This window comes from Sphingomonas sp. 28-62-20 (assembly GCF_002281505.1).
This window is the reverse complement of the sequence record NZ_NCGH01000024.1, coordinates 1-13403: the sequence shown is the minus strand read 5'-3', so window position 1 is coordinate 13403 and position 13403 is coordinate 1. Positions and strand designations below refer to the sequence as shown.

The window sequence follows — 13403 nt, the reverse complement described above, 5'->3', positions numbered from 1 at the left end:
GTGTTGCGACGGGGCCCCAAACCGCCTAAGCCGCGATCGCTTTGCGGGGCCATCCTGTTCCCGCCCCATCGCCGGAGGATGAAGATGGCTCGCAAGAAAATCGCGCTGATCGGTGCAGGCAATATCGGTGGCACGCTCGCCCATCTCGCCGCTTTGAAGGGGCTGGGCGATGTCGTCCTGTTCGACGTGGTTGAGGGCGTACCGCAGGGCAAGGCGCTCGATTTGTCGCAGTGCGGCCCAGTTGAGGGTTTCGACGCCACGATCACTGGCAGCAATGATTACAAGGATATCGCGGGCGCGGATGTCGTCATCGTCACCGCTGGTGTCGCGCGCAAGCCAGGCATGAGCCGTGATGATCTGCTCGGCATCAACCTGAAGGTGATGAAGGCGGTCGGCGAAGGCATCGCCGCCAACGCGCCCGACGCGTTCGTGATCTGCATCACCAACCCGCTTGATGCGATGGTGTGGGCGCTGCGTGAATTCTCCGGCCTGCCACACAATAAAGTGGTCGGCATGGCTGGCGTGCTCGATTCGGCGCGCTTCAGCCATTTCCTGGCCGATGAGTTCAACGTCTCGGTCAAGGACGTCACCAGCTTCGTGCTCGGCGGCCATGGCGACACGATGGTGCCGGTGATTCAGTACTCGACCGTATCGGGCATACCGATCCCCGATCTGATCGCCATGGGCCGCTCCACCAAGGAGCGTATCGACGCGATCGTCGCGCGCACCCGCTCGGGCGGCGGCGAGATCGTCGCGCTCTTGAAGACCGGCTCGGCCTATTACGCGCCAGCGACGAGCGGCATCGCAATGGCCGAGGCCTATCTCTACGATCAGAAGCGCGTCCTGCCCGCAGCAGCCCACCTGACCGGACAGTACGGCGTCGATAATCTCTATGTCGGCGTGCCGGTGGTGATTGGCGCAGGCGGTGTCGAGCAGATCGTCGAGATCGCGCTGGATGACGAAGCCAAGGCGAACCTCACCGTTTCGGTCGATGCGGTCAAGGAACTGCTGGTGGCGTGCAAGGCGATTGATGGCAGCCTGAACTGATCGGTTGTCACTCCGGCGAATGCCGGAGTCTCATGCGAGACGCGATGCCAGCGGCTGATGGCATGACGGAATAGGGACGATAATCAATCATGATCATCCTCGTCGACAAGAACACCGTAGACATCACGTCGGTAATGACCGGCGAAACCGACAGCTTTCGGTCTGCGTGATTACAGGCCTGTCAGGAATATGATAACTAGATTGAATGGCTGAGCACGATCCCCCTTCTCCCGCACGCCGCAATTACCCGGCGTATGACGAGGATTTTGCTGCCTGGGTTCAGTCACAGGCGGCCTTGCTGCGCGCGCATCGTTTCGACGAACTGGACATCGCAAATTTGGTGGAAGAGGTTGAAAGCGTGGGCAGGAGTGAATTTCGCGCATTCGTTAGTGCTGTCGAACTCATTATCCTGCACATGATGAAATGGGATTATCAGCCCGAGCGGCAAGGCCGTAGCTGGCGCGTGACAATTGTGACGCAGCGGCGGATGGTAAACCGGCTTCTCAAGGAAAATCCAAGCTTCAAGGCGCGCATCGCAGAGGCGATAGACGACGCATATTTCGTCGTCCCCGCGCTGGTGGAGCAGGCCACGACGATCCCCGCGCACCGTTTGCCCGAATCCTGCCCCTATAGCTGGGACGACATCATGACCCGGCTCCACGATCTCGATCCCGACCGGCCCTGGCCGAACTGACCCATCCAAAACGGAGCGCACCCGCCCCATGAGCATTCTCGTCGACAAACACACCAAGGTCATCACGCAAGGGATGACCGGCGAAACCGGCAGCTTCCACACCCAGGCCGCGCTGGCTTACGGCACGCAGATGGTCGGCGGGGTTACGCCGGGCAAGGGCGGGACCGAGCATATCGGGCTGCCGGTTTTCAACACGGTGCATGAGGCCGTTGCGAAGACCGGCGCGACGGCATCGGTCGTGTATGTGCCGCCCCCCTTTGCGGCGGATTCGATTCTGGAGGCGATCGATGCCCAGGTGCCGCTGATCGTGTGCATCACGGAAGGCATTCCGGTGCTCGACATGGTCAAGGTCAAGCGCTCACTCAGCGGCTCCAAGTCGCGGCTGATCGGCCCGAACTGCCCCGGCGTGCTGACCCCCGGCGAATGCAAGATCGGCATTATGCCCGGCAGCATCTTCAAGAAAGGCTCGGTCGGCGTCGTCTCGCGCTCGGGCACGCTCACCTATGAAGCCGTGTTCCAGACCTCGAACGCCGGGCTCGGTCAGACGACCGCGGTCGGCATTGGCGGCGATCCCGTCAACGGCACCAATTTCATCGATATGCTGGAATTGTTCCTGGCCGATGATGAAACGCATTCGATCATCATGATCGGCGAAATCGGCGGTTCGGCCGAAGAAGAAGCTGCCCAGTTTTTGAAAGACGAAGCGCGCAAAGGCCGCAAAAAGCCGATGGCCGGTTTTATCGCCGGTCGCACGGCCCCGCCGGGGCGTCGCATGGGTCACGCCGGGGCGATCGTGTCGGGTGGTCAGGGCGGTGCCGAAGACAAGATTGCTGCAATGGAAGCCGCCGGCATCCGGATGGCGGACAGCCCGAGCGAACTCGGCACCACCTTGCTCGCGGTGTTGAACGGGTAAACACAAACCTTCTCCCCCATGGGGAGAAGGATACGGAGCCTTGGCAGCTTGCTGCTTAGGCGAAGTTGGATGAGGGGCGGTAGCGCTTGAGATGCGAACGCCGCTGCACCCTCACCCAGCTACGACTAGGCAGCAAGCTGCCAAGTCTGCGCAACCAGTTCGGGGTAGACAATCCCCCGGATTGTTTAGGCCATGCCGGGGGCATGGCCTACCCCGAACTCCCTCAAGGGAGAGGGAAGAGAAGGACGATCATAATGGGCTATGAAGGCCAGGATTTCGAAACGCTCGCAGGCTCGGTTAGCCCGGCCTTTATCGACACGCTGTATGCGCGCTACAAGGCGTCGCCCGACAGTGTCGAGCCGGGCTGGCGCGGCTTTTTCGAAGGGCTGGAGGGCAGCCATCCTGGCCCAAGCTGGCAGCAGGCGAATTGGCCCGCGACCACCACCGATGATCTCACCGCCGCACTTGATCCCAGCCAGATGGAGCCAGCGCCAAAGCCAGTGCGTGGCGCGCCCAAACCCGCAGCAGCACCGGCCGCGCCGACGACTGATGTGACATCGGCCGCTGCAGATTCGATCCGCGCGATGATGCTGATCCGCACCTACCGGGTGCGTGGGCATCTTGCTGCCAAGCTTGATCCGCTCGGCATCGCCAAGCAGGAATTGCCCGCTGATCTGACTCCGGAATATCATGGGTTCTCCGGGGGCGATCTCGACAAGCCGGTTTATCTGGGCGGCGCGCTTGGCCGGCAATGGGCCACGGTGCGTGAAATCGTTGCGACCCTGCAGAAGAATTACTGCGGGTCGGTCGGCCTTGAATATATGCACATCGCCGATGTCGAGGAACGCCGTTTCTTGCAGGATCGGATGGAAGGCCAGGACAAGGCGATTGAATTCTCGCCGATGGGCAAGAAGGCGATCCTCAACAAGGTGATCGAGGCCGAACAGTGGGAGAAATTCCTCGGCCGTAAATATGTCGGTACCAAGCGCTTCGGGCTCGATGGCGGCGAAAGCATGATCCCCGCGCTGGAAAGCGTGATCAAATATGGCGGGCAATTCGGCATCCGCGAAATCGTCTATGGCATGGCGCATCGCGGCCGGTTGAACGTGCTCGCCAATGTGATGGCCAAGGCCTACCGCGTGATCTTCCACGAATTTGGCGGTGGTTCGGACAATCCCGATGACGTGGCGGGGTCGGGCGATGTGAAATACCATCTCGGCACCAGCACCGACCGCGAATTTGACGGCGTCAATGTGCATATGTCGCTGGTCGCAAACCCCTCGCATCTCGAAGCGGCCGATCCGGTCGTGCTCGGCAAGACCCGCGCGATCCAGACGATCGCCGGGGACCTGGAAAATCACAGCGGCTCGCTGCCCGTGCTGATCCATGGCGACGCGGCCTTTGCGGGGCAGGGCATCGTCTGGGAGTGCCTCGGCTTTTCGGGGATTCGCGGATACAATACTGGTGGCTGCCTGCATTTCATCATCAACAACCAGATCGGCTTCACCACCAGCCCGCAATATGCGCGCTCCTCGCCCTATCCATCGGACGTGGCCAAGGGCGTTCAGGCACCGATCTTCCACGTCAATGGCGACGATCCTGAGGCAGTGACCTTTGCGTGCAAGATGGCGATTGAATTCCGCCAAACCTTCAAGCGCGACATCGTCATCGACATGTGGTGCTATCGCCGCTTCGGCCATAACGAAGGCGACGAGCCGAGCTTCACCCAGCCGCTCATGTATGATCGCATCCGCCAGCACCCGCCGGTCAGCGAGATTTATGGCAAGAAGCTGATGGCAGAGGGCGTGATTGACCAGGCCTGGGTCGATGACACGATCAGCCAGTTCACGACATTGCTCGAAGGCGAGTTTGAGGTTGGCGCCAATTACAAGCCCAACAAGGCGGACTGGTTCGCTGGCCGCTGGTCGGGCCTGCATGCGCCCGCTGATCCAGAGACCGCACGCCGCAATATCCCGACGGGGATTGAGGGCAAATTGTTCGACAGCATCGGCCGAACGCTGACGACGGTGCCGAACAGCATTAAGATCCACAAGACGCTCGCCCGCGTGATCGACGCCAAGCGCGAGATGTTCAAAACGGGTGCGAATTTCGATTGGGCAACCGGCGAAGCGCTCGCCTTTGGCTCGCTGTTGTCGGAAGGCTATGGCGTGCGCTTGTCGGGCCAGGATTCGGGACGCGGTACCTTCAGCCAGCGCCACGCCGTGTGGGTCGATCAGACCGACGAGCATAAATATGTGCCGCTCTGGACGATCGAACATGGCAGTTTTGAAGTGCTCGACAGCCCGCTCTCCGAATATGGCGTGCTCGGTTTCGAATATGGCTATGCGCTCGCCGACCCGAAAACGCTGGTGCTGTGGGAAGCACAGTTCGGCGATTTCATGAACGGCGCGCAGATCATGATCGATCAGTTCATTGCCTCGGGCGAATCCAAATGGCTGCGCGCCAATGGCCTCGTCATGCTGCTGCCGCATGGCTATGAGGGGCAGGGGCCAGAGCATAGCTCGGCGCGGCCCGAACGTTTCCTGCAGCTCTGCGCGGGCGACAATATGCAGGTCGCCAACTGCACCACGCCAGCCAATTATTTCCATCTGTTGCGTCGGCAGATGCACCGGCCATTCCGTAAGCCGTTGATTGTCTTCACGCCCAAATCGCTGCTGCGCCACAAGCTTGCCGTGTCAGCGGCAGCTGATTTCCAGGGCGAAAGCCATTTCATGCGGATCCTGTCCGATCCCTGGGCGCCCAAGGACGAAGACGTGAAGCGGCTGGTGCTGTGCACCGGCAAGGTCGCCTATGATCTGATGGAGGCACGCAACACAGCGGGCGACACGAATACCGCGATCGTCCGTATCGAACAGCTTTATCCCTTCCCCAGCGACGCGTTGACGATCCGGCTGGCGCGGATGACCAATCTGGAAACCGTGGTCTGGGCGCAGGAAGAGCCGAAAAACAACGGCGCTTGGTTCTTCGTCGAACCGTTCATCGAGGAATGCCTCGCCGGTGCTGGTCGTAACGTCGCCCGCGCGCGTTATGCTGGCCGCGCGGCGGCGGCGTCGCCCGCCACCGGGCTGATGAAGCGCCACCAGATGGAACAAGCCGCGCTGGTCGCTGATGCGCTTGGCCATAATGTGCGCGAGGAAATCAGGCGCAACCGCAAGAGTTAACCCACCCCGCCGCCACGTTACTCCGGCGAAAGCTGGGGTCTCGAGCGGCCATGGGATGGCAACCCCATAAAGACCCCCGCTTCCGCTGGGGTGACGAACAAAAGAAGCAAGGACTGCTCAGATGGCAACCGAAGTCAAAGTCCCCGTACTCGGCGAATCGATCACCGAAGCCACGCTTGGCGAATGGCTGAAGCAGCCAGGCGATCCGGTCGCGCTCGACGAGCCCGTCGCCAGCCTGGAAACCGATAAGGTTTCGGTGGAGGTCGGCGCGCCGGTCGCTGGCGTGATGGGCCAGCACGCGGTGCAGGTCGGCGATGTCGTGCTTGTCGGCGCGATGATCGCGACGATTGATGCTGGCGTTGCGGCTGCAGCGGCTCCGGTTGCTGCTGCGCCCGCCTCGGCGGAGCCCGCCAGCGAAGCCGCGCCCGCTGCGCTGTCGCCCTCGGTCCGCAGGGCGGTGCTTGAAACCGGCGTTGATCCGTCGACCGTCACCGGCACCGGCAAGGATGGGCGCCTGACCAAGGACGATGTCCTTGCTGCCGCCAGCACGCCCGCAGCGCCCGCGCCTGCCCCTGCCGTGGCAGCAACCCCCGCTGCTCCCGCGCTGCCCGTTGCCACGACGACCGGCACGCGCAAGGAGGAGCGCGTCCGCATGACGCGCCTGCGCCAGACCATCGCCAAGCGGCTGAAGGAAGCGCAGAATAGCGCCGCGATGCTCACCACCTTCAACGACGTCGACATGACGGCGGTGATTGAGGCGCGTAACAAGTATAAGGATCTGTTCGAAAAGAAGCATGGCGTGCGGTTGGGCTTTATGGGCTTCTTCGCCAAGGCTGCGTGCCTTGCGCTGAAGGACGTGCCGAGCGTCAATGCCTCGATCGAGGGTGACGAAATCGTCTATCACGATTACGCCGATATTTCGGTCGCGGTGTCCTCACCCGGCGGGCTCGTCGTGCCGGTGGTGCGTAATGCCGACACCATGTCGGTCGCGCAGATCGAGCGCACGATCGGCGATTTCGGCAAGCGCGCTAAGGACGGCACGCTCAAGATCGACGAGATGCAGGGCGGCACCTTCACGATCAGCAATGGCGGCGTGTTCGGCTCGCTGATGTCGACCCCGATCATCAACCCGCCGCAGAGCGCCGTGCTGGGCCTCCACCGCATTGAGGACCGCGCCGTGGTGGTGGGTGGCCAAATCGTCATCCGCCCGATGATGTATCTAGCCCTCAGCTACGACCACCGCCTGATCGACGGGCGGGAAGCGGTGACGTTCCTGGTGGCGCTCAAAAATGCTATCGAGGACCCGACGCGGATACTGATCGATTTGTGAGGGCAGGCGATGGACTGGCGAGATTACATCTATTCGAACCCGGAGATCGGTTTCGGCAAGCCGATTTTTCGCGGCACTCGAATAAAAGTCGAGTTTGTCCTCAAGCTCATGTCCGCTGGCTGGAGCGCGGATCAGATGGCGGAAGAATATCCAGGTATACTTCGCGAACACCTGCTTGCGGCTGCGGCCTTTGCTGCGGATATGATGCAGAATGAGGAATATGTGGCGATCGGACAGGCGAAGGCTGCTTGAAGTTTCTGCTCGACGTCCACGTAAGTACCGTGATTTCGCGCGCCTTGGTCTCGGGTGGCCATGATGTCCTGCGGGCTGCGATTGATTATCCGACGTCGGCCGATTCCTGGCTGCTTGCCCTGGCCGTTGAAGAAAGCCGGACGATCATCACGCAGGACAGCGATTTTGCGGACCTGATTTTTGCTTTTTCGGCGGCCCCGCCGCCGGCGTTGATCTACCTACGCTGCGATCCGATGGACCAGCATGAAATGGTGATGAGAATTTTGGAAATTCTGGAAAGCGATATGCTCAATGGCCATATTGCTGTGCTGACGCCATCAACGACACGATTTCGACCGTTCCCGCCAACGAGCAATGACAATGGATAACCCGGTGCCCTCGCTCCCTTGGGTGATGTTTCCGAATTACGGCTTCCCGTCGATGGGTTGGCGGATGGGCCCTGGGCAAGATGTATATGAGGCGTTTTTTAGCTGGTTTGAATCGCTAAACGATACCGAAGCGGCGGCATTTGCACAGCACAACCCCGAGCCACCGGAATGGTCTGGTTGGTACCAACGGGTCCGTAATGATAATTGGGATTGAGCCATGGCTGACTATGATTTCGACGTCCTCATCATCGGCTCCGGCCCCGGCGGTTATGTCGCGGCAATCCGCGCGGCCCAGCTTGGCCTGAAAACCGCGTGTGTCGAGGCGCGCGAGACGCTCGGCGGCACGTGCCTCAATGTCGGCTGCATTCCGTCCAAGGCGATGCTCCACGCGTCCGAATTCTTCAACGATGCGGCGAGCGGCATGATGGCCAAGCTTGGCATCAAGCTCGGTTCGGTCGAGCTCGACATGGACGCGCTCCACGCGCAGCGGAAGGACGCCGTCAAGCAGCTCACCGGCGGCATCGCCTTCCTGTTCAAGAAGAACAAGGTCGAATGGCTGAAGGGCCATGCCAAGTTCACCGGCACCGACACCGTCGATGTCGCGGGCACCAGCTACCGCGCGAAGAACATCGTCATCGCCACCGGTTCCAGCGTCACGCCCTTACCGGGCGTCGTGGTCGATAATGACAAGCAGATCATTGTCGATTCAACCGGCGCGCTCGAACTCGCCAAGGTGCCTGAACATCTCGTCGTCATCGGCGGCGGGGTGATCGGGCTCGAGCTTGGGTCGGTGTGGAAGCGGCTCGGCGCGAAAGTGACCTGCGTCGAATATCTCGATCAGATCCTGCCCGGCTTCGATGGCGAGGTCCGCAAGGAATCGAACAAGATTTTCAAAAAGCAGGGCATCGAATTCAAGCTGTCGACCAAGGTCACCGGCGTTGCCGTCGCTGGTGACAAAGCGACGATCTCCGTCGAGCCAGCCGCTGGTGGCGCGGCCGAAACAATCGAGGCGGATTGCGTGCTCGTCTCAATCGGCCGTCGCCCGAATACCGAGGGGCTCAACCTGGAAGCTGCGGGTATCACCCCCAACAAGCGCGGCCAGATCGAGATCGACCACAGCTTCAAAACCGGCGTGCCCGGCATCTGGGCGATTGGCGATGTCGTGCCGGGCCCAATGCTCGCGCACAAGGCCGAGGACGAGGGGATCGCGGTCGCCGAGAACATCGCTGGGCTGACGGGGATCGTGAATCACGACGTCATCCCTTCGGTCGTCTACACTTGGCCCGAAATCGCTGGCGTCGGCCTCACCGAGGAAGCGGCCAAGGAGCGCGGTGAGGTGAAGGTCGGCAAATTCCCGATGCTCGCCAACAGCCGCGCCAAAACCAACCACGAGCCCGATGGCTTCGTGAAGGTCATTGCCGACGCCAAGTCCGATCGCGTCCTCGGCGTCTGGATGATCGCCTCAGTCGCCGGTTCGATGATCGCCCAGGCCGCGCAAGCGATGGAATTCGGCGCGACCAGCGAGGACATCGCCTACACCTGCCACGCCCACCCGACCCATGCCGAAGCGTTCAAGGAAGCGGCGATGGGGGTCACAGGGAAGGCGATTCATATTTGATTGCTACGAGCCCGGCGGCAATGACCGCTTTGAGATGGGTTGGACGCCACGGCCTGAACACGGCAGAGGGAAACGCCGCGCGCTGCTTTCACCGAATGGGCTGGACCCGGTGAAGCGCGCAACAGCCGTGGCGCCCGCAGTCCGGTTAGGCTGAACGATAATTTTCCGCGATACGGCCAATGGACCATGCTGGTCCAATGCCTGGAGGCCAAGGAGTGCCGACCCGGCGGCGGCTTAGAGCCCGGCTTCCACCGCGACGCGGATCATGTCGGCGGTGGTGGCGGTGCCCAGCCGGTCCATCAAGATCGCCCGGTGCATCTTCACGGTCTTTTCGGACAGACCAAGCTCGGCGGCAATCTGCTTGTTGAGCAACCCGTTCGACGCAAGCTTCAGCACCTGCCATTGCCGTTGCGACAGCGCCTTCACCATTTCAGCGGCGCGGATCCGGCGCAGGCTGGTCGGCGCGGGCGCATCGTCGTCAATCTCGACTTGTGATCCCAGGAAATAGACCAAATTCTGGTCGCCATCGTCATAGATCGGCGCGACCAGTACGGCGTTGCGAAACGGCGTGCCGTCGCGCTTATAGTTCAGGATCTCGACCAGCACCGGCTTGTGCTCGCGCACGCCTTTGCGGATTTGTTCCGAAAGCCAGGGCTCGGTTCCGGGGCCGGAGAGAAACCGGCAATTGCGGCCCAGCACTTCATCGCGTGGATAGCCGGTTAGCGAGCAAAAGGCATCGTTGCAGGCGATAATCGGGTTGTCAGGATGGCGCGGGTCGCTGATCACCGATGCGATCGGGCTGCGATCGATCAGCGCCAGGATCTGCGGGTCTGGATCGTGAAGATCGTCCGTGGTTGTCATGCCTGTCCTTGCCGCCGCGCGCGCCGGGGGGATACCACAACGTTGCGCGTAGCGTGCATTTAGGATGCATCGCGGCAAATTGCCACTATCGGCAGGGCCAGCGCCCGCCAGTCGGGCCCTCAGGTCCGCCCGGCATGGCGCCTGGGTGGCCGAAGGGCTTAGTGCGTTGTCTTGTCTTCGCTCGGTGGGCGGGTGGCCGCGCGCGTGATTGTGCCAATGGCATCGATGATCTGACGCGCCGCCTGCGCGCCAGCCGCGTGGGGATCGTCACCAAAGGCGGTAATGATCGGTTCAGGCTGGGGGGAATGGGGGGCATGGGGCGCAGCGGGCGTCGCCATCGTGCTGCGCATCCGCGTGGCGGCAGCGCCGATCATCGCGGCAACCCCGGTCATGATCAGTTCGCGCCCAACCGGCGAATTGGCGGTGGCGATCAGCGCCTCACCGCTCTTGCGCAGGTCCTTGGGGATTTTCACCCCGGCAATTGTCTTGGGGATCTTGCCCGGCTTGTTCTTTTTGCCGGATTTGTTCTTCTTCTCGCCCATTGCTGCCTCCCGCATTGGCATGACTCTATCGCTGCTCAAGTGTATGAAATAGGTAATACACTGGCGATCCGCAAGATGCAGCCCAATAGCCATCTGTCGCTTGCCCTTGGCTGCGCTACAACCCATCTCAAGTGCTGGCTTGCTCCTGCCGAACAAATATGGAACAAACTCTCCTCATGCTGACTCATATTTCCGTTCGCGGTGCTCGCGAGCATAACCTCAAAAATGTCTCGGTGGATATTCCGCGCGACACGCTCACTGTCATCACCGGTCTGTCGGGCAGCGGCAAATCGAGCCTGGCGTTCGACACCATCTATGCCGAGGGGCAGCGCCGTTATGTGGAGTCGCTCTCCGCCTATGCGCGCCAGTTTCTGGAGATGATGCAAAAGCCCGATGTCGATCATATCGAGGGGCTTTCCCCTGCGATTTCGATCGAGCAGAAGACGACGAGCCGTAACCCGCGCTCCACCGTCGCCACCGTTACTGAAATCTATGATTATATGCGCCTGCTCTGGGCGCGCGTCGGCATCCCGTACAGCCCGGCGACGGGCCTGCCGATTGCCGCGCAAACCGTCAGCCAGATGGTCGATCGCGTCTTGGCGCTGCCAGAGGGCACGCGGCTCTATCTGCTCGCGCCCGTCGTGCGCGGCCGCAAGGGCGAATATAAGAAAGAGCTGCTCGAATGGCAGAAAGCGGGCTTTACCCGCGTCCGCATCGATGGCGAAATCTACGAGGTCGATGAGGCCCCGGCAATCGACAAGAAGTACAAGCATGACATTGAAGTGGTGGTTGACCGGCTGGTGGTCGGGCCTGACCTGAGCACGCGCCTCGCCGAAAGCTTCGAAACCGCGCTGAAGCTCGCCGAAGGGCTGGCCTATGTCGATTTGGTGGATGGCACCGTTGCCGATCTGACTGCTCCCCTCCCGCCTGCGGGAGGGGCCGGGGGTGGGTCCGTCCGAGAAATGCCGCAGTCGTTTGGTGCGGAAATGCCCACCCCCAACCCCTCCCGCGAGCGGGAGGGGAGTCCCGGCGGCGCGATGAAAGGCGCAGGCATTCCGCCCAACCGCATCGTGTTCAGTGAAAAATTCGCTTGCCCCGTGTCGGGCTTCACCATTGCCGAGATCGAACCGCGGCTTTTCTCCTTCAACGCCCCGCAAGGCGCATGCCCGGCCTGCGATGGCTTGGGCGAAAAGCTGCTGTTCGACGAAGACCTTGTCGTCCCCAACCACGCGCTCAGCATCAAAAAGGGCGCGGTCGTGCCCTGGGCCAAGTCACAGCCGCCCAGCCCTTATTATATGCAGGTGCTCGGCAGCCTGGCGCGCGAATTCGGCTTTTCGCTCGATACCCCGTGGGAAGAGCTGCCCGGCGAAGTCAAGCTCATCATCCTCCACGGCACCGGCGGCAAGCCCGTCACCTTGACCTTTATCGACGGCAAGAAGTCCTATGACGTCAAAAAGCCGTTCGAGGGCGTGATCGGCAATCTCAACCGCCGGATGCTCAGCACCGAAAGCGCGTGGATGCGCGAGGAGCTGAGCAAGTACCAAAGCAGCGCGCCCTGCGAGACCTGCGGCGGCGCGCGCCTGAAGCCCGAAGCGCTCGCGGTCAAGATCGGCATGCGTGACATTTCCAGCGTCACCCGTCTCTCGGTGGTCGATGCGCTCGCCTGGTTCGAGGCGATCCCGGAGGCGCTCACTGGCCAGCAAAAGGAAATCGCCGAACGTATCCTCAAGGAAATCCTCGAACGCCTCGGCTTCCTCAACAATGTCGGGCTCGACTATCTCAACCTCGATCGCACCAGCGGCACGCTCAGCGGCGGGGAGAGCCAGCGCATCCGCCTCGCCAGCCAGATCGGCAGCGGCCTGTCGGGCGTGCTCTATGTGCTCGACGAACCCAGCATCGGCCTGCACCAGCGCGATAATGACATGCTGCTGAAAACGCTGCGAAGGCTCCGCGATCTCGGCAACACCGTCCTTGTCGTGGAGCATGACGAAGACGCGATCCGCACCGCCGATTATGTCATCGATATGGGCCCCGGCGCAGGCGTGCACGGTGGCGCGGTCGTCGCGCAAGGCACGTTTGCGGAAGTGCTGGCCAACACCAACAGCATCACCGCCGATTATCTGTCGGGTCGCCGCGCAGTCGCCGTCCCCGCCACCCGGCGCAAGGGCAATGGCAAGAAGCTCACCGTCCACAACGCCACCGCGAACAATCTGCGCGGCGTCACCGCCAGCATCCCGCTCGGCACTTTCACTTGCGTCACCGGCGTATCGGGATCGGGCAAGTCGAGCTTCACGATCGACACGCTCTACGCCGCCTCCGCCCGCGCGCTCAACGGCGCACGGATGCTGGCCGGCAAGCATGACAAGGTCACCGGCCTGCAATATCTCGACAAGGTGATCGATATCGATCAGTCGCCGATCGGCCGCACCCCGCGCAGCAACCCCGCCACCTATACCGGCGCCTTCACCCAGATCCGCGATTGGTTCGCCGGCCTGCCCGAAAGCCAGGCGCGCGGCTACAAGCCCGGCCGCTTCAGCTTCAACGTCAAGGGCGGCCGGTGTGAGGCGTGCCAGGGCGACGGCCTGCTCAAGATCGA

11 protein-coding genes are annotated in these 13403 nt (G+C 61.9%); 9 read left to right on the top strand and 2 right to left on the bottom strand.

The window, feature by feature from the left end; all coding sequences use genetic code 11:
• The first annotated feature begins 84 nt into the window (after nucleotides 1–84).
• The 8 genes from mdh to lpdA all read left to right on the top strand — a co-directional run bounded on the left by mdh (nucleotide 85) and on the right by lpdA (nucleotide 9404).
• Complete coding sequence (gene mdh, locus B7Y43_RS16420; protein ID WP_374132757.1) at nucleotides 85–1047, top strand: malate dehydrogenase; 963 nt, start codon at nucleotides 85–87, stop codon at nucleotides 1045–1047.
• A 205-nt stretch (nucleotides 1048–1252) separates the two neighbouring features.
• Nucleotides 1253–1741 (top strand): DUF29 domain-containing protein, encoded by a 489-nt coding sequence (locus B7Y43_RS16415; RefSeq protein ID WP_374132756.1) that lies wholly within the window; start codon nucleotides 1253–1255, stop codon nucleotides 1739–1741.
• Nucleotides 1742–1769: 28 nt separating this feature from the next.
• Nucleotides 1770–2654, top strand: a complete 885-nt coding sequence (sucD, locus tag B7Y43_RS16410) for a succinate--CoA ligase subunit alpha (RefSeq protein ID WP_374132755.1) — start codon at nucleotides 1770–1772, stop codon at nucleotides 2652–2654.
• A 254-nt stretch (nucleotides 2655–2908) separates the two neighbouring features.
• Nucleotides 2909–5836 (top strand): 2-oxoglutarate dehydrogenase subunit E1, encoded by a 2928-nt coding sequence (locus tag B7Y43_RS16405; protein WP_374132754.1) that lies wholly within the window; start codon nucleotides 2909–2911, stop codon nucleotides 5834–5836.
• 121 nt (nucleotides 5837–5957) lie between these two features.
• Entirely contained in the window at nucleotides 5958–7166 is a 1209-nt protein-coding gene (gene odhB / locus B7Y43_RS16400; protein ID WP_374132753.1) for a dihydrolipoyllysine-residue succinyltransferase, read from the top strand.
• A 9-nt stretch (nucleotides 7167–7175) separates the two neighbouring features.
• Nucleotides 7176–7418, top strand: a complete 243-nt coding sequence (locus B7Y43_RS16395; protein WP_374132752.1) for a DUF433 domain-containing protein — start codon at nucleotides 7176–7178, stop codon at nucleotides 7416–7418.
• Nucleotides 7415–7786, top strand: a complete 372-nt coding sequence (locus tag B7Y43_RS16390; RefSeq protein WP_374132751.1) for a DUF5615 family PIN-like protein — start codon at nucleotides 7415–7417, stop codon at nucleotides 7784–7786. The genes B7Y43_RS16395 and B7Y43_RS16390 overlap by 4 nt, the downstream gene beginning before the upstream one ends.
• A 217-nt stretch (nucleotides 7787–8003) precedes the next feature.
• The gene (gene lpdA, locus B7Y43_RS16385) at nucleotides 8004–9404 is read left to right on the top strand and encodes an NAD(P)/FAD-dependent oxidoreductase (RefSeq protein ID WP_374132750.1); all 1401 of its coding nucleotides are present in this window, start codon (nucleotides 8004–8006) and stop codon (nucleotides 9402–9404) included.
• A 234-nt stretch (nucleotides 9405–9638) separates the two neighbouring features.
• Here lpdA and B7Y43_RS16380 read toward each other — a convergent pair whose 3' ends face one another.
• Both B7Y43_RS16380 and B7Y43_RS16375 read right to left on the bottom strand, forming a co-directional pair.
• A complete protein-coding gene (locus tag B7Y43_RS16380; protein WP_374132749.1) occupies nucleotides 9639–10265 on the bottom strand; it encodes a PAS domain-containing protein in 627 nt (208 codons plus the stop codon).
• A 158-nt stretch (nucleotides 10266–10423) separates the two neighbouring features.
• Nucleotides 10424–10822: a hypothetical protein gene (locus B7Y43_RS16375; protein ID WP_374132748.1), complete on the bottom strand. Its 399-nt coding sequence runs from the start codon at nucleotides 10820–10822 to the stop codon at nucleotides 10424–10426.
• Nucleotides 10823–10983: 161 nt separating this feature from the next.
• Here B7Y43_RS16375 and uvrA point away from each other — a divergent pair.
• On the top strand, nucleotides 10984–13403 hold a 2420-nt coding region (gene uvrA / locus B7Y43_RS16370), incomplete at its 3' end, for an excinuclease ABC subunit UvrA (RefSeq protein WP_374132747.1).